Annotated in this window: 21 protein-coding genes and 2 pseudogenes; 14 read left to right on the top strand and 9 right to left on the bottom strand. The window is 44.0% G+C overall.

Translation table 11 applies throughout. The features are described 5' to 3' along the window. Positions 1-25: 25 nt before the first annotated feature. The 3 genes from H6F41_RS06410 to hemL form a co-directional block, all read right to left on the bottom strand. Entirely contained in the window at positions 26-1,117 is a 1,092-nt protein-coding gene (locus tag H6F41_RS06410) for a ligand-binding sensor domain-containing protein (protein ID WP_190402646.1), read from the bottom strand. 136 nt (positions 1,118-1,253) lie between these two features. Next, the gene (locus H6F41_RS06405; protein ID WP_190402645.1) at positions 1,254-1,880 is read right to left on the bottom strand and encodes an ATP synthase subunit B family protein; all 627 of its coding nucleotides are present in this window, start codon (positions 1,878-1,880) and stop codon (positions 1,254-1,256) included. A gap of 297 nt (positions 1,881-2,177) precedes the next feature. Next, positions 2,178-3,488: a glutamate-1-semialdehyde 2,1-aminomutase gene (gene hemL, locus H6F41_RS06400; RefSeq protein ID WP_190402644.1), complete on the bottom strand. Its 1,311-nt coding sequence runs from the start codon at positions 3,486-3,488 to the stop codon at positions 2,178-2,180. Positions 3,489-3,921: 433 nt separating this feature from the next. Between hemL and H6F41_RS06395 the strand changes: the two genes are divergently transcribed. Next, complete coding sequence (locus H6F41_RS06395; RefSeq protein ID WP_190402643.1) at positions 3,922-4,599, top strand: response regulator transcription factor; 678 nt, start codon at positions 3,922-3,924, stop codon at positions 4,597-4,599. Positions 4,600-4,694: 95 nt separating this feature from the next. Beyond that, a complete protein-coding gene (locus H6F41_RS06390; protein WP_190402642.1) occupies positions 4,695-6,770 on the top strand; it encodes an FHA domain-containing protein in 2,076 nt (691 codons plus the stop codon). A 49-nt stretch (positions 6,771-6,819) separates the two neighbouring features. Here H6F41_RS06390 and H6F41_RS06385 read toward each other — a convergent pair whose 3' ends face one another. From H6F41_RS06385 to H6F41_RS06375, 3 genes are all read right to left on the bottom strand, one after another. Continuing rightward, a complete protein-coding gene (locus tag H6F41_RS06385) occupies positions 6,820-7,374 on the bottom strand; it encodes a glutathione S-transferase family protein (protein WP_190402641.1) in 555 nt (184 codons plus the stop codon). A 75-nt stretch (positions 7,375-7,449) separates the two neighbouring features. Next, complete coding sequence (locus H6F41_RS06380; RefSeq protein ID WP_190402640.1) at positions 7,450-8,898, bottom strand: aromatic ring-hydroxylating dioxygenase subunit alpha; 1,449 nt, start codon at positions 8,896-8,898, stop codon at positions 7,450-7,452. A gap of 88 nt (positions 8,899-8,986) precedes the next feature. Further along, entirely contained in the window at positions 8,987-10,318 is a 1,332-nt protein-coding gene (locus H6F41_RS06375; protein ID WP_190402639.1) for an FAD-binding oxidoreductase, read from the bottom strand. Between the two features lie 118 nt (positions 10,319-10,436). On the opposite strand from H6F41_RS06375, the gene H6F41_RS06370 reads away from it, so the two are divergent. The 3 genes from H6F41_RS06370 (at position 10,437) to H6F41_RS06360 (ending at position 11,860) form a co-directional block, all read left to right on the top strand. After that, complete coding sequence (locus tag H6F41_RS06370; protein WP_190402638.1) at positions 10,437-10,586, top strand: hypothetical protein; 150 nt, start codon at positions 10,437-10,439, stop codon at positions 10,584-10,586. 113 nt (positions 10,587-10,699) lie between these two features. After that, a complete protein-coding gene (locus H6F41_RS06365) occupies positions 10,700-10,984 on the top strand; it encodes an RNA recognition motif domain-containing protein (protein ID WP_094528637.1) in 285 nt (94 codons plus the stop codon). A gap of 93 nt (positions 10,985-11,077) precedes the next feature. Beyond that, a complete protein-coding gene (locus H6F41_RS06360; protein WP_190402637.1) occupies positions 11,078-11,860 on the top strand; it encodes an ABC transporter permease in 783 nt (260 codons plus the stop codon). 34 nt (positions 11,861-11,894) lie between these two features. Here the strand turns inward: H6F41_RS06360 and H6F41_RS06355 are convergent, their stop codons facing one another. Beyond that, positions 11,895-12,527, bottom strand: coding sequence for a Vat family streptogramin A O-acetyltransferase (locus H6F41_RS06355; protein WP_190402636.1), 633 nt, complete (start codon positions 12,525-12,527; stop codon positions 11,895-11,897). A 116-nt stretch (positions 12,528-12,643) separates the two neighbouring features. Here H6F41_RS06355 and H6F41_RS06350 point away from each other — a divergent pair. From H6F41_RS06350 to larC, 8 genes and pseudogenes are all read left to right on the top strand, one after another. Further along, a pseudogene (locus H6F41_RS06350) lies at positions 12,644-13,213 on the top strand (Uma2 family endonuclease). Positions 13,214-13,342: 129 nt separating this feature from the next. Then, positions 13,343-13,855, top strand: coding sequence for a photosystem I assembly protein Ycf3 (locus H6F41_RS06345; RefSeq protein ID WP_190402635.1), 513 nt, complete (start codon positions 13,343-13,345; stop codon positions 13,853-13,855). Between the two features lie 73 nt (positions 13,856-13,928). Beyond that, positions 13,929-14,219, top strand: coding sequence for an Asp-tRNA(Asn)/Glu-tRNA(Gln) amidotransferase subunit GatC (gene gatC / locus H6F41_RS06340; protein ID WP_190402634.1), 291 nt, complete (start codon positions 13,929-13,931; stop codon positions 14,217-14,219). A gap of 162 nt (positions 14,220-14,381) precedes the next feature. Beyond that, positions 14,382-14,804: a response regulator gene (locus H6F41_RS06335; protein ID WP_190402633.1), complete on the top strand. Its 423-nt coding sequence runs from the start codon at positions 14,382-14,384 to the stop codon at positions 14,802-14,804. A gap of 4 nt (positions 14,805-14,808) precedes the next feature. Continuing rightward, positions 14,809-15,303 (top strand): DUF427 domain-containing protein, encoded by a 495-nt coding sequence (locus H6F41_RS06330; protein ID WP_190402632.1) that lies wholly within the window; start codon positions 14,809-14,811, stop codon positions 15,301-15,303. 322 nt (positions 15,304-15,625) lie between these two features. Beyond that, positions 15,626-16,792: a DnaJ domain-containing protein gene (locus H6F41_RS06325; RefSeq protein WP_190402631.1), complete on the top strand. Its 1,167-nt coding sequence runs from the start codon at positions 15,626-15,628 to the stop codon at positions 16,790-16,792. Continuing rightward, positions 16,785-17,735, top strand: a complete 951-nt coding sequence (queG, locus tag H6F41_RS06320) for a tRNA epoxyqueuosine(34) reductase QueG (protein ID WP_322095883.1) — start codon at positions 16,785-16,787, stop codon at positions 17,733-17,735. The genes H6F41_RS06325 and queG overlap by 8 nt, the downstream gene beginning before the upstream one ends. Positions 17,736-17,768: 33 nt before the next feature. Continuing rightward, a pseudogene (gene larC, locus H6F41_RS19480) lies at positions 17,769-19,153 on the top strand (nickel pincer cofactor biosynthesis protein LarC). Here larC and H6F41_RS06310 read toward each other — a convergent pair. Together H6F41_RS06310 and H6F41_RS06305 are read right to left on the bottom strand one after the other, a co-directional pair. After that, positions 19,122-19,589 carry a gas vesicle protein K gene (locus tag H6F41_RS06310; RefSeq protein ID WP_190402630.1) on the bottom strand — a complete coding sequence of 156 codons (468 nt, stop codon included), beginning with the start codon at positions 19,587-19,589 and terminating at the stop codon, positions 19,122-19,124. The pseudogene larC and the gene H6F41_RS06310 sit on opposite strands and share 32 nt — an antisense overlap. 109 nt (positions 19,590-19,698) lie before the next feature. Continuing rightward, positions 19,699-21,090 carry an aldehyde dehydrogenase gene (locus H6F41_RS06305; protein ID WP_190402629.1) on the bottom strand — a complete coding sequence of 464 codons (1,392 nt, stop codon included), beginning with the start codon at positions 21,088-21,090 and terminating at the stop codon, positions 19,699-19,701. 137 nt (positions 21,091-21,227) lie between these two features. Between H6F41_RS06305 and H6F41_RS06300 the strand changes: the two genes are divergently transcribed. Next, positions 21,228-22,022, top strand: a complete 795-nt coding sequence (locus H6F41_RS06300; protein WP_190402628.1) for an E3 ubiquitin ligase family protein — start codon at positions 21,228-21,230, stop codon at positions 22,020-22,022. The last annotated feature ends 8 nt before the right edge of the window (positions 22,023-22,030 follow it).

Below are 22,030 nucleotides of genomic sequence, written 5' to 3'. Positions count from 1 at the left end.
ATCAATCTGAATAGAGTTCTGTGAACTAGTTCATTTTGTAAATCACTGTAGCATTAGCATTAGGAATTTCTGAAGCCTTGAGATTGGTGTTAATTTTGCCAAGACCATCCATTGTGCCAACCCATAACTGCTGATTGTGAATGATCAAGTTAGTGACAGAGCTGCTAGGCAAACTATAGACAGAGGCGGTCACTGCCCCATTGTAAGTATTAGCTAAAACGAGACCATCGCGCATACCGATCCAAAGCTGACCATTTTTGTCACTGGCAAGCGCGATGATGTCGCGACCAGTTACAGAATTCACTCTTGCGATCGCAACATTAGTACGCGGATTAATTTCAATAACATTACGGGGTGTCCCTGCCCAGATTTTTCCTGATGGGGCAATAGTCAAAGCTTGGACAATCTGACCAGAAACAAAGGGAATATTGGCAAGGATTTTGGCAGTGCCGGGATTAATTTTAACTAGCCCGTTGAGAGTGCCAACCCAAAGATTGCCAGCATAATCAATCTGCATCACATTTGCGGCTTGCCCCGGTAGATCAGGAATTCTGGCATAGGTTTCAGCATTGTATGGACTGATTCGAGTGAGTCCGCGATCTGTACCAACCCAAATAAATCCTGCTCGATCCATTGCGAGACTGAGTACGCGGCTGGAAGACAGTTGCGTTGGCATATTCATGATTTTGCCAGAACTAGGTTGCACTTGGTATAACCCTGAAGTTGTGCCAACCCAGAAATAACCACGACGGTCTTCTAGTAATGCAGTGATTGTGGAATTGGGAAGAGAGATAGCAGTGATTGCCTTGCCAGACTTGGGATTAATTTGCATTAATCCTTGCCAAGTTCCAATCCATAGTCGCCCACCACGATCAACGATGGCAGCACTAATGCGACCATCAAAAGATGATGATGGGGTACGCGCAATTTGCGTAGAAGTTAGATGCGTAGAAGCTAGAACAGGCTGATGCGTAACAGTATTAATTGCTTCCGCATTTTTGTAGCTGTAAGTAGCAAGTAGACCTGCGGCATTAATAGCAGTTGCTAATAAAATTTTAGAGACAACATCCAAGGCATTTCTGGCGAATGTCCCCGATCTCTTTTTTGCTGCCAACATCCTGATCACCATCACTAAAAGCTAAGACTCTTTTAAGCGTCAGATGTTAACACAAGAGATTGCCATTGCCACGTTAATGTCAGATTAAATCTGTTAAATGTCAGATAATGCCAGATTTAACATTGCCTAAGGTCGGCTAGAGTCGTAACTCCTTGCGTCCATTTTGGACAATTTTGATCATGTCAATTAGTTGCAATTCAAGATTGCCAAGAATGCGATCGCTATATTCATCAGCCCCACGTTGCATATCCTGCACCTCTCCAGTCACCTGTTGATGCAAAAGGTCAAGGTCTTTTTGGGCTTGACGACGCATTTGAGCGACTTCATTGAGGGTTTGCGATCGCAGTTGCTCACATTCCTCTTGCAGTTGGCGGCGAATTTGATTGGCTTCTTGCTCAGCTTGACGAATAATCAACGATTCTTCGAGCATCTGACTTGCTCGAAGAATCGTTGATTTGATTAAGTCATCAGCATATTGTTGTGCTTCAGCAACCAAATCTTCTTTATAAAGTAAAATTTCTTCTGCCTTAGCGATCGAATCAGGAACAGTCAACCGCACCCGATCAATTTGCTGGCAAAGTTTCTCCTCATCGATAACAGTATGTCCCATAACGCGAGGTCCACTTTCTAGCACCATCTCTTCAAGTTGGTCTAGCTCTTTGTGTAAGCCCATGTAGTAATCGGAGCGTGTCACAGGCGGTGGTGAGGTGTTGTAATTGCCATTGTTAGACCTTGTTGTAGCAGTAGGGTGTTCTGTCAGCATCGGATTTTATGTAGAGAGACTTTAACAATGCTCGGAAGTTCCAGATAATGTGGCTTTACAAGATTTATTCAGCCAATATGCTTAGAAATGCTCGATAACATTGTAAATGAATTTTTGTGAAATTAGTAACCGAACAAACTTTTTTTAAGAAAATTTCTATACAGCTACAGCCATTTACGTTAGGACAAAACCAAAAACCAAAAGAGAGTTGCGGCGCGAAGCGCCGCAACTCTCTTTTGGTTTTATGGCTATAGCTAGCGAATGGCGACGCGGAGTGTCGCCATTCGCTTCGTGTGGTTAAGCAGGAATCTTTGACAAGACAGCGCGGGCTGCATCTAGGGTCGTCTGTACGTCAGCATCGGTATGGGCAAGGGATGTAAAACCAGCCTCAAACTGTGAAGGAGCAAGATAAACGCCATGCTCTAACATGCCGCGATGAAACTTGGCAAACTTCTCAGTATCACTAGTTTTGGCATCTTCATAGCTATAAACTTGCTTGTCAGTGAAAAACAAACCAAACATTGCGCCAACCAAATTACCTGTAGCCGCATGTCCAGTCTCATGGGCGATCGACAGCATTCCATCCGCCAGCTTCTTGGTAATTTGCTCCAGATATTCATAAGAACCAACGCGCTTCAGAATTTCCATGGTCTTGATGCCTGCGGTCATTGCCAAAGGATTCCCTGACAATGTACCTGCCTGATACATAGGGCCAGCAGGGGCAACCATTGCCATAATATCTTTACGTCCACCATAGGCTCCTACGGGTAAGCCCCCACCAATTACCTTACCCATGGTCGTAAGGTCAGGAGTAACGCCAAAGCGAGCCTGTGCGCCACCATAAGAAAGACGGAAGCCTGTCATGACTTCATCAAATACCAACAAAGCACCATTGGCATGACAGAGATCCTTTAAACCTTGTAGAAATCCATCCTTAGGTACGATGCAACCCGCATTACCAACTACTGGCTCGATAATCACACCAGATATCTGGTCTGGATTTTCGGCGAACAACTGTTTGACGGCTTCAAGATCGTTGTAAGGAGCAGTGAGGGTATTGGCAGTGGTGGACTTGGGAACACCGGGGGAGTCGGGCAAGCCAAGGGTGGCGACACCAGACCCAGCCTTAACCAAGAACATATCGGCGTGACCATGGTAGCAACCTTCAAATTTGATGATTTTGTCACGACCTGTAAAAGCCCGCATGAGGCGCAATACAGACATACAGGCTTCAGTACCAGAGTTCACAAAGCGCACCATCTCGACGCTAGGGACAGCTTCAATTACCATTTCCGCGAGTTGATTTTCGAGAACACAGGGCGCACCAAAGCTTGTGCCTTTTTCTAACGCTTTGTGTAATGCTTCGATGACTTCGGGATGAGAATGTCCGACGATCGCAGGCCCCCATGAACCGATGTAATCAATATACTTATTGCCATCGATATCCCATGCGTATGCGCCATTAACGCGATCAAACACGATTGGCTCGCCACCCACAGATTTGAAGGCACGAACAGGAGAACTAACACCTCCAGGCATTAGCTCTTTGGCTTTTGCAAAAATTTCTTGAGATGCAGTTGTTTTAAAAGTAGTTAGGTTCGCGGTCATTTTCTAATTAAAGATTTATTGAAGGTTTTCGGGTCTCTATAGACTCAATTTAACTCAGCAACGATCCAAGCGTCACAAAAATCAGAGAGAAAATTGTAACTAGTGTCATCGTTTGCCATAATTTAGCTTTGTAACACCCAAAGTCAGTGTGGTCAAAAGTTTGGCTATCCACAAGTTTCTTTACAAAGTATATGCTTTTGGCTTAATAAATACGATTTTTTGATGATTGCGGGTGTTATAATCGCAATAATACTTAAAATTTTTGCATATATGAAAAACCATTCGACGTTTCGTATATGATTTGAATAGATAGTAGTGAATCGTGTTAGCGAAATTTATACAGTTTATGTTTTCCATATACCCGTTAAAGGCATCCGTTAATTGGCGAGCAAGCTACTATTCAACTTCAATAACCAAGACTTGTCCGAATCTAATGAGAATTCTCCTTGTAGAAGATGATGCCAATTTAGCTGATACTTTAGCCGATGTGCTAACTGGTCAGCATTGTGTTGTAGACATTGCTAGAGATGGGGAGGAAGGCTGGGAGAAATCTCAAGCCGATGATTACAACCTAATCTTGCTAGATGTGATGCTGCCGAAGTTGGATGGTATTAACCTATGTCGTCGCTTACGCGCCCATGGGAACAATATCCCAATTTTGATGGTGACAGCGCTAGATATGAGTTCTGACAAAGTTCAGGGGCTTGATGCGGGTGCTGACGACTATATCGTCAAGCCAATTGATCCGCCTGAATTGATGGCACGGATTCGTGCTTTGTCTCGTCGCGCTCAGATTGCAGAACCAACTGTTTTACGTTGGGGGGAACTCCAACTTGATCCCGGAATGCATGAAGTGTCCTATGCAGGACAATCTGTGCATTTAACACCAAAGGAATACAACATTCTGGAGTTGTTGCTTCATCATGGTCGCCAAGTTTTAAAGCGTGGCACTATCGTAGAGCATGTATGGTCACTCACTGATCCTCCTAGAGAAGATACAATCAACGCAACGATCAAGAGTCTCCGTAACAAATTAAAGGGTGCTGATGCGCCTCATAACTTGATTGAGACAATCCATGGTGTTGGTTATCGTTTGAGCCAACTTTCTTAGGCTTACATAAAGATCAAAAAGGGGGATTTGCACTCCCTTTTTTTATAGCCAAATTCAAAAAAAGATGTAAAGCTCGTCGGAATTAGTAAGTCCTTATGCCGTCTGAAGTTCAACTAAGCTGGCTAGAAGTAGGCACTGATCAGTCTGTATCTATACGCTTAAATTTACCGATCGCAATTGGTAAGGATGCAACGGCTCTGCCAGATTATCTTGATGCAGAACAGGTATCGCCATTAGTGCTTAATGATCGCTCGGTATCTCGCTATCACCTGTTACTAAAAATTGAGCAGGGGAATCTAGTGGCGATTGACCAAAACAGCACCAATGGAGTTTTGGTCAATGGGGTTTTGCTAAATCAGTCGATGGGATTACGGCAAGTGTTAAGCACAGGCGATCGCATTACGCTAGGACGATACGAAATTGCGATCGCCTTTGACTTTGCTCCTGTTTCGGCTAATCAAGCAACAATTACTACTTCACAGGCGAATACCCTTAGTAGGGATTCTGAAAGTCAGACAGCTTCAGTTTCCCCAAGTTTTCCAACAATTTTATTTAATGCTAAAACAGGTTTACCGCCATCAGTAGCAATCCCCAAAGGGGAAGAGCCTCCTAGCCCACAGGTTAGTCAAACTGGTCAGGATTTTCCGCCCAACTTTTTTCAATTACCCGTTGTCGAGGTGGCAGCTTTGCAGCAAACAGGAATGCCTGTATATGCGTCAACCTATGGGGCAGTCGGTGGGGGATTGGGTAGCTATATCTGGGCAGACTATTTACGAATATTTGGGGTGGCGGCGGATCAAATTGTGTCATTGGGTTTAGAGCCACAGCCCTATGCCCGCTACAAACGGCTTTGTCTGAACTCACAGATTCCTTTGTCCGAGAGATTGCGCTCTAATTCCGATTCCTGTCCTGATAATATTTGGGGATTTCCTAGCTACGCATGGCGCGAGGCTTGGCATGACTTGAGTCGCGGGATACTCAAGCAAGCGGCTAAGTATCTCTGGCAAGTTTTTGCAGAGCCAGATTTGGCGGAAACCTATACGCCGCGATCGGGCAATGTATTTGATTCGATTGATCGTGAAGCCCAACGCATTGGCTGGGACAAGATCTATCGCTATGGCAGGGTGCGCTCAATTCGGAAGACCGATGATGGGCGCTATGCGATCGCATATTCCCTAGGGCAAGGTAATCATGCTTTTTTAGTAGTCAGATATTTACACTTAGCAGTGGGCTATGCGGCGATCCAATTTTTGCCAGATTTACAGGCTTATCGCAGTCAAACCTTAGATTTTCGCTCTGTAGTCAATGGCTATGAGGAGCATGAGCATATTTATCAACATCTCGAAAGTCATGGCGGTACGGTGTTAATCCGTGGACGTGGCATTGTTGCTTCGCGAATTGTGCAGCGCATCTCAGAAATACGTCAACGAGCTCCACAGCAAAATATTCATCTCTTGCATTTGATGCGATCGCCCAAAGCTCAAGGTAATCGCTATGGTAAGGCGCAGCGCGATGTGGACAATCATTACGAGTTTCAACCCTTTAACTGGCCAAAAGCCTGTTGGGGTGGCGATTTACGGCTACTGCTCGAAAAGTCCGATCCTGCTACTCGCCATACTTTGCTCAAGGATTGGGGTGGCACAACCACTGCCGATCGCCGTGATTGGAAGCACATTGTCCAAACAGGACTAAAGGAAGGTTGGTATCAAATTACCTTTGGTGATGTGGAGAAGGTGGAACGGTTGCCTGATCAGCGTACGGTTACTTATATTCGTCCACGTCAGATGCAAGGGCTATTGCAGTTAACCGCAGATTTTATTATTGATGCGACAGGATTGGATGCCAAAGTAGAGACAAATCCTCTGTATGCAGATTTGCTGCAATGTTACAACATTCCAACCAATGCTATGGGCAGACTCAATGTCACTAATGACTTTGAAATTGCGGAGCTACGCAATCAGGGGCGAGCCTATATCGGTAAGGTATATGCAGCAGGGGCAGCGACTTTGGGTGGGCCCTATGCGGCGGTAGATAGTTTTTTGGGCTTACAGTTTGCGGCTTTGCGATCGGTGGATAACTTAATTGTATCTCGCGCCCCCCAGTTAGGTTATCTCAATGGATTGAGTTCGTTGGGGCAGTGGCTAAAATGGGCTACTAATCAAGCTCCGTAAAGCCTGCGGCAAATAAGCGGGCTAAGCCCGCTTATTTGCCTAAAAATTTTTAAGGTTGTCCCAAAATTGCTTTTTTAAACGCAGGGCGCTCATTGATCCGTTTTACATAGGCATCAACGGCAGGATAATCAGTGTAGGACATTTGTAACATCATGACGGCATAGCCTAGAATCGAACCAACGGCAACATCAGCGACAGTAAAGGTATCACCGAGGAGATAGGTCTGGGTTTCAAGAACCTTATTTAAGCCACTTAATAAACGAGGTGCTTCTTTTTCGCGATTATCAGCTACAAACAAACCAGTGCCAAGGGTCGCATTGGCAAATAATACCCACTGACTTGCGATCGCTTTTGCTTCAGGAGTCTTTAATTCGCCAAATTTTTCAGCAAGATAGAGCAAGATTGCACCTGATTCCCATAGTTTTAAGTCGCCATCGGTAATTGCGGGAACTTTGCCAAAAGGGTTAATTTCTAAAAAATCAGGCTGCAAATGCTCTCCTTCCTGCATATTCATCAGTTGAAACTCGTAAGGAGCTTGCAGTTCTTCGAGATACCATTTGACGATTGAGGCGCGGCTTCTTGCACCGCCATAGAGCTTAATCATGATTTTTTAACATAGTGCATAAAAAACAAGAGCGCAAAAGCGCTCTTGTTTATCTTAAATCGCAAAGTGTGATGTCTATAAGTTGCGTAACGGGGTTTCTTGTCCGTAGATAAATTTCCGTTCCAAATTTTTGCAGACTAGCCAGACTGCGATCGCAATTGTGGCAGGAATCGCACTGAGTAAGGTTGTCATTAAATTTACTGGTGCAAAGAGTATGCTGAGCAAGGGACTAGCAGTCCAAGCAGTCGCCGCAATCGCGAGACTGATGGTTTTGATTTTGCGAACATTTTGCAAAGCTTGGCGGCAACTCGCACATTTAGAAGTATGGGAATGATAGCGATCTAAGAGAACTTCTTTAGATAAAGGTGCTGCTAATCTGTGCCCTGCAAAGGGATCAGCAGCATAGCGATTCACCCATTTGCGTAGTTCGGAAACATAGGCATCGGCGGGAGTTGCCAAATAGAAGGCTTTGGCATGGTTGCCATTAACTTCAGTTTGGGCGAGAGTTTCGGCTAGATAACGCTCTTGATAGTGCAGAAAAATCTGATCATCTTCGAGGATGCTATTTTGTCCAATATGAGAATACCAACGGGGAGTGATACCAATGAAGAATCGCGGAATTGCCGAATTGAATTGGAAGGGAAATCTCGCAAATAAACGACATTCACCCTTGCGTGTGGGTGTGGCATAGACTGCCGTGATTGTGCGCCCAAATTGCTTTGAGGTGAGGTCATGCCACATTAATGAGGGGGCAATAAAAGTTGTATCTTGAGTTCCGAGTTTGCCACGGCGGGGGCCTTCTTCCCAAGTTCCTGTAAAGCCATGCTTATCTGTTTCGAGAACTTCCAAAACCATTGGTGCAGCATTGGCGCGATTACCAACAGATTTATGGTGCGTAAAGGGAAGGTGACTAGCATCCAGCACATTTTCTAAAAGGGTGATGGCATCATAGGGAAGATCGCGAAAAGTCCCAAATAGAGTCCATTTTTCCGTATCAGTCTCTAATGGCTCAATAATTGGGATTTTAACTTGGGGTGCATTTTCGGGATTGCCAGCATAGATAAACAGCAAACCTTGACGCTCGGCAGTCGGTAGGGACTTGACACATGCGCGGGGCGATAAATGGGCAGTGCCACCTTCGGGCTGTTGGGGAATGCGATCGCAGTTACCATCACCTTTAAATGCCCAACCATGATAGGGACATTCTAGTAAGCCATCTTCAGCAATTCTACCTTCAGAAAGAGGAACAAGACGATGGGGACAGCGATCGTCAAAGGCTTTCCATGCGTTACTGTGTCGATCCCACCAAATCACAAGATCTCGTTCGAGTAATGTAAATTGGGCGGGCTTATGCTTGTCTAGGTCTTCTATATAAAAGACAGGATACCAAACCTCTTGCCAATCAAAGCGTTCAGGATCTTGTCCCCCCGCCGCCAAATTGTTGGGCGCTGTTTGCGATCGCAGATCAGCATCAGATTGAAATTTGCCGCCAAGATTATCTCTAGGCACAGTATTTGTAGTCATAGCAGTCAAGTTGATCGCAATGTAAAGTTATGTAAATAGTGTAGCTTGCGATCGCCCAAAAAGGGATTGGCAAGATGTGCTGATTCCTCTACTGCCAGCCGCGCATTTTGTCAGGATTCATCAATCCGTGGGGATCAACCATGCGTTTGAAATTAAGTTGATTATGATCAACCACCTTCATGCCACCATCCTCAAGAATGTAAGTATGGGGATTGGCAATGAATACGCCCTGTGATTCATGGTAAGCAATAATTTCATTGAGCCGCTCAGCATCGGTAAAGCGCACCAATTGAATTGCCGCAGGAATGACATTGCCATTTACCTTAATAAATTCCAAATGCATCATCACCTCATCACCAAAATGAGTAAACATGCGCTGGACAAGTTCCAATTGCGGATCATTCAAAAATAAGCTTTGAAGATAGGTAAGGGAGTCATCGACAGCACGCGCATGAAGGGTCGTATGATTCCAAGAAAATTCGATCAGATTTAGTCCTTTTCCCGCTTCATGAGCGCCCTTTTCGTAGCAAATTTCACCCTTAAATTCCTGTACAAGACTGAAAAATGGTTCGCGATCGCTTTCGGCAACTAATACCAAAGCACAGTTAGCATCTTGGGGAATATAGCTCTGTAAAGCCGTGAAATAATTAGGGATTGGCGCAGCATGAACACTGATCATCTTTTTGATAATGCCATCACTATTGCCTAGAGCCTGACCAAATCGGGCTGCCGTCATGAAATCTCCGAAACAGACCACATATTCTGCCCAACCATAGGCAGGTGCGAGGGGAACTTCCAATTCCGTAATGATGCCATTAGTTCCATAGGCATGGGCTACTTTTTGAACATCATCCCCGCGCAATTCCATGATTCTCGGCTCATCTTCGAGGGTAACGACACGGACAGCCCGCAAGTTACCGCGATCGCGCAACTGTCCATACAAAACTGACCCAATGCCGCCACTGCCTCCCGCAATAAAACCGCCCACCGTCGCACTTCTAAAAGTCGATGGAACCATGCGAGATTCCCAACCCATTTCCTGCGCTCTTTTATCTAAAGCTGCCAGTTTTACGCCTGTTTGGACTGAGGCAATCCCCTCCTTAATCCATTTAATTTCCTGTAGTCGCGATGTCTCTAAAATGATTCCGCCCCTAAGAGGTGTACATTGCCCATAATTACCTGTACCGCTACCACGGATCGTCAGAGGCACTTTATATTTCACACAGGTTTTGGCGATCCTTAGCACTTCGCTTTCATCACTAGGACGTACCACTAAGTCCCCAACCTTGCCCGCTAGCAAAGGCACTAAAACAGGACTGAAATGCGCGTAATCTTCCGAGAGCTTGGCGACTTGAGCAGGATTCGTAATTACCTCAAGCCCAGACAATTCTTCAATCAAATTTTCTAAAGATATTTGCATATTTGCCAAGTTACTCTGTTCTATCACGCTATTCCCCCATTTTAAGCCCTGTAAGGCTGCACTATGTTTAGTTATTTTTACCTATGTCTTTAGAATGAAATTTTGAATACAATTCTAGGTGATAAAAGAATTTGCGATCGCAACCGAGCAGAAATACCGCATCCAGCAAGGAATTTATGCAGCGATTCACAACTTTGCCGTCTCTTTACCATTACTTGCACAAAGCTTTGTAATACAGCCTACGCAAATTGATGCGGGTAGACGGTAAACTTATACCAAAGCTGAAATTTAGGTTGGATTTGTGAGATCTCGGATCGAGCGAGTCTTTTCCGAAGACTGGCTAAATTACTATATCGATCTCTTTTTTGGAGCGAACTGACTGTGACTATCTACGTTGGAAATTTGTCTTATCAAGCTGCTAAGGACGACTTAACAAGCGTCTTTTCAGACTACGGCACCGTAAAGCGCGTGCAATTGCCCACCGACCAAGAAACAGGTCGGGTTCGGGGCTTCGCCTTCGTTGATATGGAGGATGACGCTCAGGAAGAAGCGGCAATCGCAGCACTAAACGAAGCTGAATGGATGGGACGAACCCTGCGCGTTAATAAGGCTAAGCCTCGTGCTGAGCGTAGCAACGATCGCCCTAGAGGTCGTGGTTACGCCTAAGTCTCATTAATGGCAAACATCATAGGGTTAGACAATAGCCTTGCTGTGGTTTAACCCTGTGATGCAAATTAACATGAGTAAATATGGGCAAGTATGGGCAAATATTTACAAGCCTTAAAACTTTTCTGGTCAACAGCGATCGCCGCCGAACTCGAATATCGGATTAATTTTGCGATCGCATCCTTGGGCAGTATTGGCAATTTGGCAGGAAGCTTGTTTGGGCTCTTTTTGTTTTACCGCACTGGCTATACCTTTGCAGGATGGCAATGGGAAGAAGCAATGGTCGTGCTGGGCATATTTACAATCCTTGAAGGATTTTCTAGCACCTTTCTTGCGCCAAACCTCAGCAAAATCGTTGATCACGTCCAAAAAGGGACATTAGATTTTGTACTTTTAAAGCCAATCAGCAGTCAGTTTTGGCTATCGGCAAGAACCATCTCACCTTGGGGATTCCCAAATTTAATCTTTGGTTGCGGTATTTTGATTTATGCAGGCAACAAACTAGGGCTAAGTTTAGGTAATTATCTCATCAGCCTCATCCCGTTACTTTTGGGTTGTATTAGCCTCTACAGCATTTGGTTTATGCTCGGAGCAACCAGCATTTGGTTTGTCAAAATTTATAACGTTACCGAGGTTTTGCGGGGACTGATGGAGGCGGGGAGATATCCGATGGCAGCTTATCCCGCTTCCTATCGTTTTTTCTTTACCTTTGTTGTGCCAATCGCCTTTTTAACCACAGTTCCCGCCGAGACCCTATTGGGACGAGGTGAAGCCATTTGGATTTTCGGCTCAATGCTTTTGGCAATTGGTTTACTCTATGCCTCCAATCAATTTTGGCGCTTTGCCCTCAAGTTTTACACCAGTGCTTCTAGCTAATCCAAAAAGCATTGCTTCGCAATGTTTTTGGATTTTACTTACACAACCTTAGAGCTTCAATATCTGCTGATAGGATCTTGTCTAAGTTGCTTGTGATTTTGTCGATATCCCAGTTCCACCAAGCAATTTCCAGTAACGACTCAACTATTTCACTATCAAAACGCTGACGGATGCACTTAGCTGGGTTACCACCAAAAATGCTGTAGGGAGGTACATCAGTCACCACTACCGATTTTGAGGCAATAATCGCTCCATCGCCAATCTTCACCCCTGCCATAATCACTGATTCATAACCAATCCACACATCATTACCAATGATCGTATCGCCCTTAAATGGAAACTCTTCGGGACGAGGAGTAGACTTTTCCCACCCATTACCAAAAATATAAAATGGATAGGTGGAAAACCCATCTAATTTGTGATTGGCTCCATTCATGATGAACTTTACACCTCTCGCCAAGGCGCAAAACTTACCAATAATCAGCCGATCGCCAACAAAGGGAAAGTGATATAGAACATTACGTTCAAAGTTTTCCGAGTCGTCGGGATCGTCATAATAGGTGTAATCACCAACAATGATATTGGCATTAGATATGGTGTTTTTAATAAAGCAGATTTGTGGAAATCCCTTCATTGGGTGCTTATCTTTGGGATCGGCTCCTGTCATTAGCGATCGCTCCTAGCTCTTATGCTTAGTATAGTTAACTATCCAGCCCTGTGACACACGCCACAGGGCTGGGGGATTGCGCCTAGCTACTTATTGAAAATATAGCAATTAAAATTATGGTTGCCTTACCCGATCGCATCTTGATGAGCTACGAAGAATATCTCGCATGGGAATCGACCCAAGAAATGCGCCATGAATATATTGATGGTGAAGTTGTCGCTATGGCTGACGGCACACGCAACCATAACCGTGTGAGTGGCAATATTTTTAAAATACTCGATGATGCTTTTGGCGATCGCCAATGTGAAGTTTATATATCTGATGTAAAGGTACAAGTCGAACGAAATCGTAAATATTTCTATCCCGATATTGTTGTTACCTGTGATGAAAGCGATCGCGATCCGCAGTTAGTGCTATTTCCTTGTTTAATCATCGAAGTGCTTTCACCATCCACCGAAGCCTACGATCGTGGCTTTAAATTTTCGCAATATCGTCAGTTTGAGAGCTTGCAAGAATATGTCCTAGTCCAAGTCTAACAAGCCACAGTAGAAATATTTCAGCGCGAACAAAAGGGGAAATGGTTATTTGCTGAATATGGGCTAGGAGACCGAATATTCCTGAAATCTATAAATTTGGAAATCTTAGTTGATGACTTATACAAGCAAGTGCAGTTTTCGCAAAATTAAAACCAATAATTGTTTCGGCGGACTTTGCTCGCCGAAACAATTATTTTGATGAAATCACAAAACGCAACCTCAGATAGATCGAGCTTTTGATATGCTGAGTAGTAATTGACTGCAAATTTATAAAGAACTATGCCTAGATCGCAACGTAATGACAACTTCGTCGATCAAACCTTTACCGTTATTGCTGATACGATTTTAAAACTCTTTCCTGCCAGTCAGAAAGAAAAAGAAGCCTTTGCCTATTATCGCGATGGGATGTCGGCTCAAGGTGATGGTGAATATGCCGAAGCCCTAGCCAACTACGAAGAAGCGCTCAAGCTTGAAGAAAACGCTTACGATCGCAGCTATGTTTATTACAACATGGGATTGATTCATGCTAGTAATGGCGATCATGATAAGGCTCTAGAATTTTATGAGCAGGCGATCGACCTCAATCCACGGATGCCCCAAGCCCTCAACAATGTGGCAGTAATCTATCACCATAAAGGCGAAAATGCCCAAGATGAAGAACAAGCCGAGGAGTATTTCAATACGGCGGCAGAGCATTGGGTCAGAGCAATTCGTCTTGCTCCTAACAATTATATTGAGGCGCAAAACTGGCTGAAGACTACTGGACGCGCTGATATTAATCTATTTTTCTAGCTTCCAAATTTATAAATTTCCGAAACAAGGGGCTTCAGCCCTTTTCCCTATCATTAAATACATATACAAAACTATGATTGACAGAGAGCAAGTGCGTCACGTTGCCCACTTAGGCCGTTTGCAACTAACTGAAGCAGAAGAAATTGCTTTTACAAAACAACTCGATAGCATTTTGGACTATTTCCAACAGCTTAATGAGCTTGATCCTTTGCTAGAGGGGGTGGAACCAACGACTAGAGCCGTTAACACTGTAAATATTACCCGTCCTGATATTTTGCAGCCCTTTACCGATCGCGAAGTGCTGCTTGACTGCGCTCCTGATCGTGAAGAGGATTTTTTCCGCGTACCTCAAATTATGGGCTAATACCAAAGCCAAAGCTGGTAATACCAGTTTTGGCTTTGAGCACTCTAAATTTGGTGTGTTTTTTATTCATGAAAGTGTTGTCATGCTTGCATGTATTGATACAACCAAAATTTGCGATCGCAATTGCTTGTTTGCCCAGATATAAATCAACACCATCTAGCTATGGAAACTTCCAGCACCAATGAACCATCCTTGTCTAATTTGAGGATATTGTTAGCCGAGGATAATGCTGTTAACCAAAAAGTAGCACTACGGGTACTCAAGCATCTTGGCTATCAAGCGGACTTAGCTATTAATGGCAAAGAAGCAGTCACAGCGATCGCTGATAAGTCTTACGATCTAATTCTCATGGATGTGCAAATGCCTGAGATGGATGGGTTAGAAGCGACTAAACAAATTCGACAGCAGCAAGCAGCATCAGCAGTAGCACCCGTTATCATTGTTGCCATGACAGCCAATGCCGCATCGGACGATCAATCGATCTGTCGCAATGCAGGGATGGATGACTACATCAGTAAGCCGATTCAAATTGAAAAGTTGAAGAATCTCTTGCAGCACTACGAATCACTCAAGAATCAAAATTAGTTCTATGCACCCCCAACGAATTGAGCCACAGTTAGGTCAAGAATCAGTATGGGACTATCCCCGTCCTGCCATTTGGGAAGATACAAATAAACGGATTCGCATTATTTGTAATGGGGTTGTCTTAGCAGAAACACAACAGGCTAAGCGCGTATTAGAAACTAGCCATCCACCTTGCTATTACATCCCCATTGAAGATATCAAAATGGAATATCTGATTGAGACTTCGCGGCGGACTATGTGCGAATGGAAGGGAATTAGTCAATATTATGATGTGGCTATTGCGGATAGATACATCAAAAATGCTGCATGGCGATACTTTGCCCCAACTCCTAATTTTTGGGAAATTCAAAATTCTCTCAGCTTTTATGGCAGCCTCATGGATGAATGTTATGTCAATGACGAGCTAATTACACCACAGGCTGGAGATTTTTATGGCGGATGGATTACAGCCGATATTGTTGGTCCGTTTAAAGGGGAAGTCGGAACTTGGGGCTGGTAGATATAGCAATCAAAGTTTTGCTTAGGACATAAAACCAAAGAATTAAGTTGCAGCGCGAAGCGCTGCAACTTAATTCTTTGGTTTTGATTTATTTTTGCGATCGCAGAATTATGAAATTAATTATTAAGAATAAAAGCTACGATTGCCATCAGACTTTATCATGATAAATCCTAGATAATTTAATGGTTTCTGTATGGAAAATATCTGATTGTTAAGATAGAATGACTATTAATTATCATTAGCATATTATCTAGTCTTGTGGTGTAGAACCACTTGAATCCTGAAAATAAAGTCTATGCAACATAAAAGCTGAGGATTGATAGTGGATAGTCCAAGAAAATTTCGTATAGATCGTGGCATCGGTCAATATGACTATAATGATTACTACGCTGTACTGGGACTGCCTATCACAGCCTCATCTTTTTATGTAAGGAAGCGCTACATCACGATTGCTAAGACTCTACATCCCGATGTGATCTATGGGTATAGTGAAGCGGAAAAACGTAAAGCTACTGAATATCTGTCTAAGCTAGTTAACCCTGCTTATAATGTTTTGTCACAGGATCGCGAGCGCACTGAATATTCAGCCATTTTAAAATTACTTGGTAAAAGACTGATTAAGCGTAATCAAAAATTTTTACCCCAGTCAGATCTTGCAAAACAGTATTTAGAGGCTTCCCATAGTGTCAATTATGAGCAAACTATCCAATCAATTGCCCAAATTCAGTACAAAAATCTCGATCAGACTTTAGATTATATTAATCAGCTTAGTGAGCTAAATTTGGCGCACATATTATTACAAGAAGGTTATACTAATTCGTCAAACGTTATTCTTCTTAGTAATAAAACTAGTCCTAGCAACTCTTCTGCTGCTATCCGTTCTAGCAACGTAGCGAGCCAGACAGAGATGAGTAGCAACGGCATGGCAAGCAAGAGTTATCAAGCTCAAAGTGAGTCAAAAATGGCGATGGGTAAATCTGTAAATGGTTCTGTAAATGCTAGTGTTAACAGCTCTGCGGCAAGTACCTCTACAAATAACAGTCAAGCTAATCAAGCTAATCGAACCAATCAAGCTAGTGGCTATCAAGGGAGTTATGGTCAAGCTGCTAAACAACCTCCACTGAGTCAATCAACGGCTAACCAATCTAGCAACCTCAACTCTAGCAAACCAGTTAGTCATCACATTACTCAGGCAGAAGAATATATCAATCAACAGCTATGGGCATCGGCTCTGCGTGAGCTGCGTACAGCTCTGCAAACTGATCCTAAGAGTAGTAAATGTCATGCACTGTTGGGTTATGTCTACATGAATCAAAAGTTAGTGGGCATGGCAAAAACAAGCTTTAAACAAGCTTTAGCCATTAATCCTAAAGAAGAGTTAGCCCTGAAACATATCAATCAAGTTGGCGGCAATACGACTGAAGTACCAAAAGATCAAGATAAGAAGCAGAAGAAAGGCGGTTTTTTTGGGTGGTTAGGTGGTGGCTGATATTGACCGCAAAGTAGACATCAAACAGACAATCATTAATAAAGCGAAGGAATTGGGCTTTACGAAGGTTGGCATTGCCAGAGCCGAGTCTGGGCTGGAAGCAGAACGGCTACAAGCATGGCTAGATCTTGGTTATCACGCGGATATGGATTGGATGAGCAACCCCAAGCGTCAGGACATTACCGAGGTGATGGTGGGGGTAAAGTCAGTCATATGCGTAGCTCTGAATTACTACACACCACATCAGCATAGTTGCGATCGCAATATTGGCAAAATCTCTCGCTATGGTTGGGGACGTGACTATCATAAGGTATTAACAAAAAAGCTCAAGGCGTTATCAACTTGGTTGACGGCACAGGGTGAGCAGATTGAAGCGAGATATTACGTCGATACAGGGCCAATCTCAGAAAAAGCTTTTGCTCAAAAAGCAGGGATTGGTTGGATTGGCAAACATAGCAATGTGATTACAAGGGACTACGGCTCTTGGTTATTTTTAGGAGAATTGCTCACGAATTTGGAGTTAGAACCCGATCGACCACACACAGAGCATTGTGGAACTTGTACGCGCTGTATTGAGGCTTGCCCCACAGGTGCGATTACCCAACCCTTTGTGGTTGATGCCAATCGCTGTATTGCTTTTCATACGATTGAAAATAAAGCGGCACAAATTCCAGATGCGATCGCAAAAAATTTACAGAACTGGGTGGCGGGCTGCGACATTTGCCAAGATGTTTGCCCATGGAATCAACGATTTGCTCAAGAAACTTTGGAATCTGATTTTCAACCCTTTGCCCATAATGTCGATCCGCAGTTGGAGGATTTAGCCAATATGACCGAATCTGAATGGGATCAGGGATTTACAGGATCAGCATTGAGAAGAATTAAGCACGAGCGTTGGCAGCGCAATGCTAGGGCTGCCATGGATGATGCAGATGTGAAATGATAGGATACAGATAGAAAGCCGCTCGAGGACTCTATGGGAAGCATTGCATATTTAGACTGTCCAACAGGAATCTCTGGTGATATGTGTTTAGGTGCGCTGGTCAGCGCGGGTGTGCCTTTGACATATTTACAGGAAATTGTCCAGAAGTTGGGTCTAGAAACAGAAGTGAAACTATGGACAGAATTGGTGCAGCGCATGGGTGTGGAAGCGACCAAATTACATGTTGAACTAATTAGCCATGCCCATGAAACGGTTTCGCCGATAGTTTCCGACCAAACTTCCGATCACGATCATCAATCCCATAGTCATTCCCATGACCATTCCCATAAACATTCAGGAACTTCGCATCAAGTGCATTCCCATGGGGTACATCGTCATCTACCCGATATTGAGAAGCTGATCTGTAATGCCAAGTTACCTCAACAAGTTGAAGTTTGGAGTCTCGCCATATTTAGAGAACTGGCGATTGCTGAAGGGGCGGTGCATGGCATTGCCCCTGAATCTGTCCATTTTCATGAAGTCGGCGCAATTGATGCGATCGTGGATATTGTTTGTACCTGTGCGGGATTGGCTTGGTTAGGCATTGAGCATCTTTATTGCTCGGCTTTGCCTGCGGGTGGCGGCTATGTCAATTGCGAGCATGGCAAGATGCCTGTACCCGCACCTGCAACCTTGAAACTATGGGAAATGCACGGCGTGACCACCTTTGATAATGGAATTAAGAAGGAACTGGTCACACCCACAGGTGCAGCAATTGCAGTCACCCGTTGTAAAAAATTTGGGGAAGTGCCACCGATGAAAATCAAAAAAGTGGGACTAGGAGCAGGTTCTCAAGATCTAGAAATTCCCAATATTTTGCGTCTATGGATTGGTAAGGATAAAAAAAAAGGGCTCGCCTAGCGCTTAATCAATCCACTAATCTCCTAACCCAAAATCTGCGAAATACACAGACACAAGAAACGATCGCTATTTTGGAAACGCAAGTAGATGATATGACGGCTCAAGCGATTGCCTACACGATGGAGCAGCTATTGCAGGCAGGGGCTTTAGATGTTTATAGTCAAGCCATCGGCATGAAAAAGTCTCGCAGTGGTGTATTGCTAACGGTGATCTGTACCTGCGATCGCAAATCTGTATGCGAGCAAATTCTGTTTCAAGAAACAAGTACCCTCGGTATTCGCTATCGATATCAACAGCGCAAAATTCTCGATCGCAAAATTCTCGAAGTGATTACCGAATATGGTACGGCAAGGGTCAAAATTGCTTGGCGAAACGATTTCTGGACAGTGCAACCAGAATATGAAGACTGTGCCAAATTAGCGCGATCGCAAAATTTACCGCTATTCCAAATTCAAGAAGCCGTCAGGGTGGCGGGGCTACAACTGCTCAAGACGATGCCGACTTATCCCCAGATGTGAGTAATAACTTCAGTTTGAGATCGATCAAATTAATATCCGCAAGCCCAATCTGGACATCGCCTTCTAAAACTATGCCTGTGCTAATGAGACGATCGAGCAATTCTAATATCGATGATTCGCTAGAGGATTGATCGGGATAGTAGGCTCCCCGACGGGGCAGGAGTTTTCCAAATTCACCTAAATCAAGATTAAGGTCTTCAGGATCAATATCTAGGACTTCACAAAGGTTGAAAATTTGCTGCTCTAGGGCTTGAAGGCTATCAGCAGCGCGATTAATCTCAGACTCGGTTAGCTTTTCGGCATCCATGCGCCGAATGACTTGAGCTTCCATTAACTGGCGCAACAATTCCACTAAGGTCAAGATTAGCGGTGCTAGTCCTGACTTTTTGGGTTTGACGACTAAATTATCGGCGAAATTATCAACATCATCAGTCATGGAGGGATTTCACGGACAGGTTTCTTAAATCAGTGTATATCATTCCTCGTAGTGGCAATTCATGAATTGCCACTACGGATAGGTGACGTGGCCGCCTATCCTTACTTTTTTATTTGATAAATTTCTTCAATGCATCCAGACTCATCGTATAGGGAGGATAGCGCCAATTTAGATCAAAGCGGAATGAGTTTTTGAGAATACTCTTGCGATGAGAGAAAATATCAAAACTCGTCTTGCCATGGTAAGCGCCGATGCCACTATCACCGACACCACCAAAGGGAAGTTCAGGATTACCCAGATGCAGGATCAGGTCATTGAGGCAACCACCACCAAAGGAAATCTCTTGCAGAATTTGCTCTTGATGCTTTTTATTGCGTGAGAACAGATACAACGCCAAGGGTTTAGGCTGTGCTTTAACAAATGCGATCGCATCGGTGAGTTGGTCATATTCCAAAATTGGCAAAATTGGGCCAAAGATTTCCTCTGCCATCACTTTGGAATTAGGAGAAACTTCGTCAATTAGCGTCGGTGCAATAAAACGATCGCTCCTGTCATGGTCACCACCAATCAAGATTTTGCCTTGATCGAGCAGACCGATTAAGCGGTCAAATTGGCGCTCATTTACAATTCTGCCTAAATCGGGGCTTTGTTGCGGATTGTCGCCAAAGAAGGTTTTGACATAGGCTAATAACTTCTCAATTAGGGCAGGTTTGATCTGCTTCTGCACTAATAGATAGTCAGGGGCAACACAGGTTTGTCCCATATTGTAGAACTTACCCCAAACAATACGCTTTGCCGTGACTTCTAAATCGCAGGTTTCATCAACAATGCAAGGACTTTTGCCGCCTAGCTCTAGGGTGACGGGAGTGAGATTTTGGGCTGCGGCTGCCATGACAATTTTGCCGATCGCCGTGCCACCCGTAAAGAAAATATGGTCAAATTTTTCGGCAAGTAAAGCTTGGTTAGTCTCAATGCCCCCCTCAATCGCCGTAATAAAACTAGGATCGAAATTGGCATTAATGATTTTGGCGATCGCCGCAGAAGTATGGGGCGTATGCTCCGAGGGCTTGAGAATCGCGCAATTACCTGCGGCAATTGCGCCAATTAGCGGTTGAATTGTCAGGTTAAATGGGTAGTTCCAAGGTGCAACAATCAGGACGACACCGAGCGGTTCGGTATGAATATAACTAGAACTCGGAAATAGGTTTAAGGGAGTGCTAACTTTTTGAGGCTGCATCCAAGCTTTGAGATGTTTGAGTGTGTATTTGATTTCCGACAGCGCGATCAAAACTTCACTACCAAAGGCCTCGATCGCAGGCTTACGCAAATCCGCATACAAGGCATCCAAAATAAGCTGATCGTTGTCTTTAATCAACTGCGAGAGACGATTGAGTTGCTCCACCCTAAAGGTATAGTCCTTAGTTTTTCCTATCGCAAAAAAAGCTCGTTGTTTTGCGATCGCAGTCTTAATGTCCACATCTATAGCAGGGATAGCTACCATAATTTCACTACTTTATTCCAACTTAATTACAGTTTGATTACAATTTATGACCGTTGCTAGGCTACGCATTGCCGAGCGTAGTAAAAACTAGACTGATACAATCATAGCAAGCACTCAAGAACGGCTTCTGGAAAACTATGGCAATCTTTGGCGGCATCCTGCTCTTAGTGGGAATTATTCTATTTTTTGTGCAGAAAAACTACAGCACCAAGTTAAAAAGTATTCGCATGGCAACCCCTTCCACGGTGGCAGAATTACAGCAGATCGCTAGTTCCATTGCGGGTGAAATTGGTAGTGGCAATTTACGAGAATATGTCAAGGTCAGTGGAGTAATTCGCAGTGACTCACCTTTGATTTCAGAACTAAAACAAGAACCCTGTGTACATTATGCGATGCGGGTTATCAGGGAATATGAGGAACAGGTAACGAACACTGATAGCGAGGGCAAAAGCCGCACCGAGACGCGCCGCAGTTCGGAAACTATATCCAGTAATAGTCAATCAATTCCCTTTATTTTGCAAGATCGCTCTGGGGAACTGGTGGTCAATCCCGACGGTGGCAATATTGACACGGTGCAAATTTTAAATGAGTTTCGCCAAGAAAATTCAGGTGGTTCCATAAGTTTTGGTGGTTTTAGCTTAGCCATTAATTCGCTTGGCGGCGGCAGACGTACCCTTGGTTATCGCTATACCGAGTCAATTTTGCCTTGCGATCGTCAAGTTCTGGTCATTGGTACGGCTGCCGATGATGGTGGGCAGGTCACTTTGCGGAAGCCATTGCAATCTGACAAAAAGTTTATTATTTCGCTCAAGAGTGAAGAAGAATTAGCCAAGTCAACTGCCAATGCAGCAAAGGGCTTTTTATATGGCGAAATTGCCTGTTTTGCGATCGGTGCAATTTTATTGATCATCGGATTAATTACCAAGAAGTAGAGAATGGC

The sequence above is a fragment of the Pseudanabaena mucicola FACHB-723 genome (assembly GCF_014696385.1).
Classification (GTDB): domain Bacteria; phylum Cyanobacteriota; class Cyanobacteriia; order Pseudanabaenales; family Pseudanabaenaceae; genus Pseudanabaena.
This window is presented reverse-complemented; position numbering and strand designations above follow the sequence as displayed.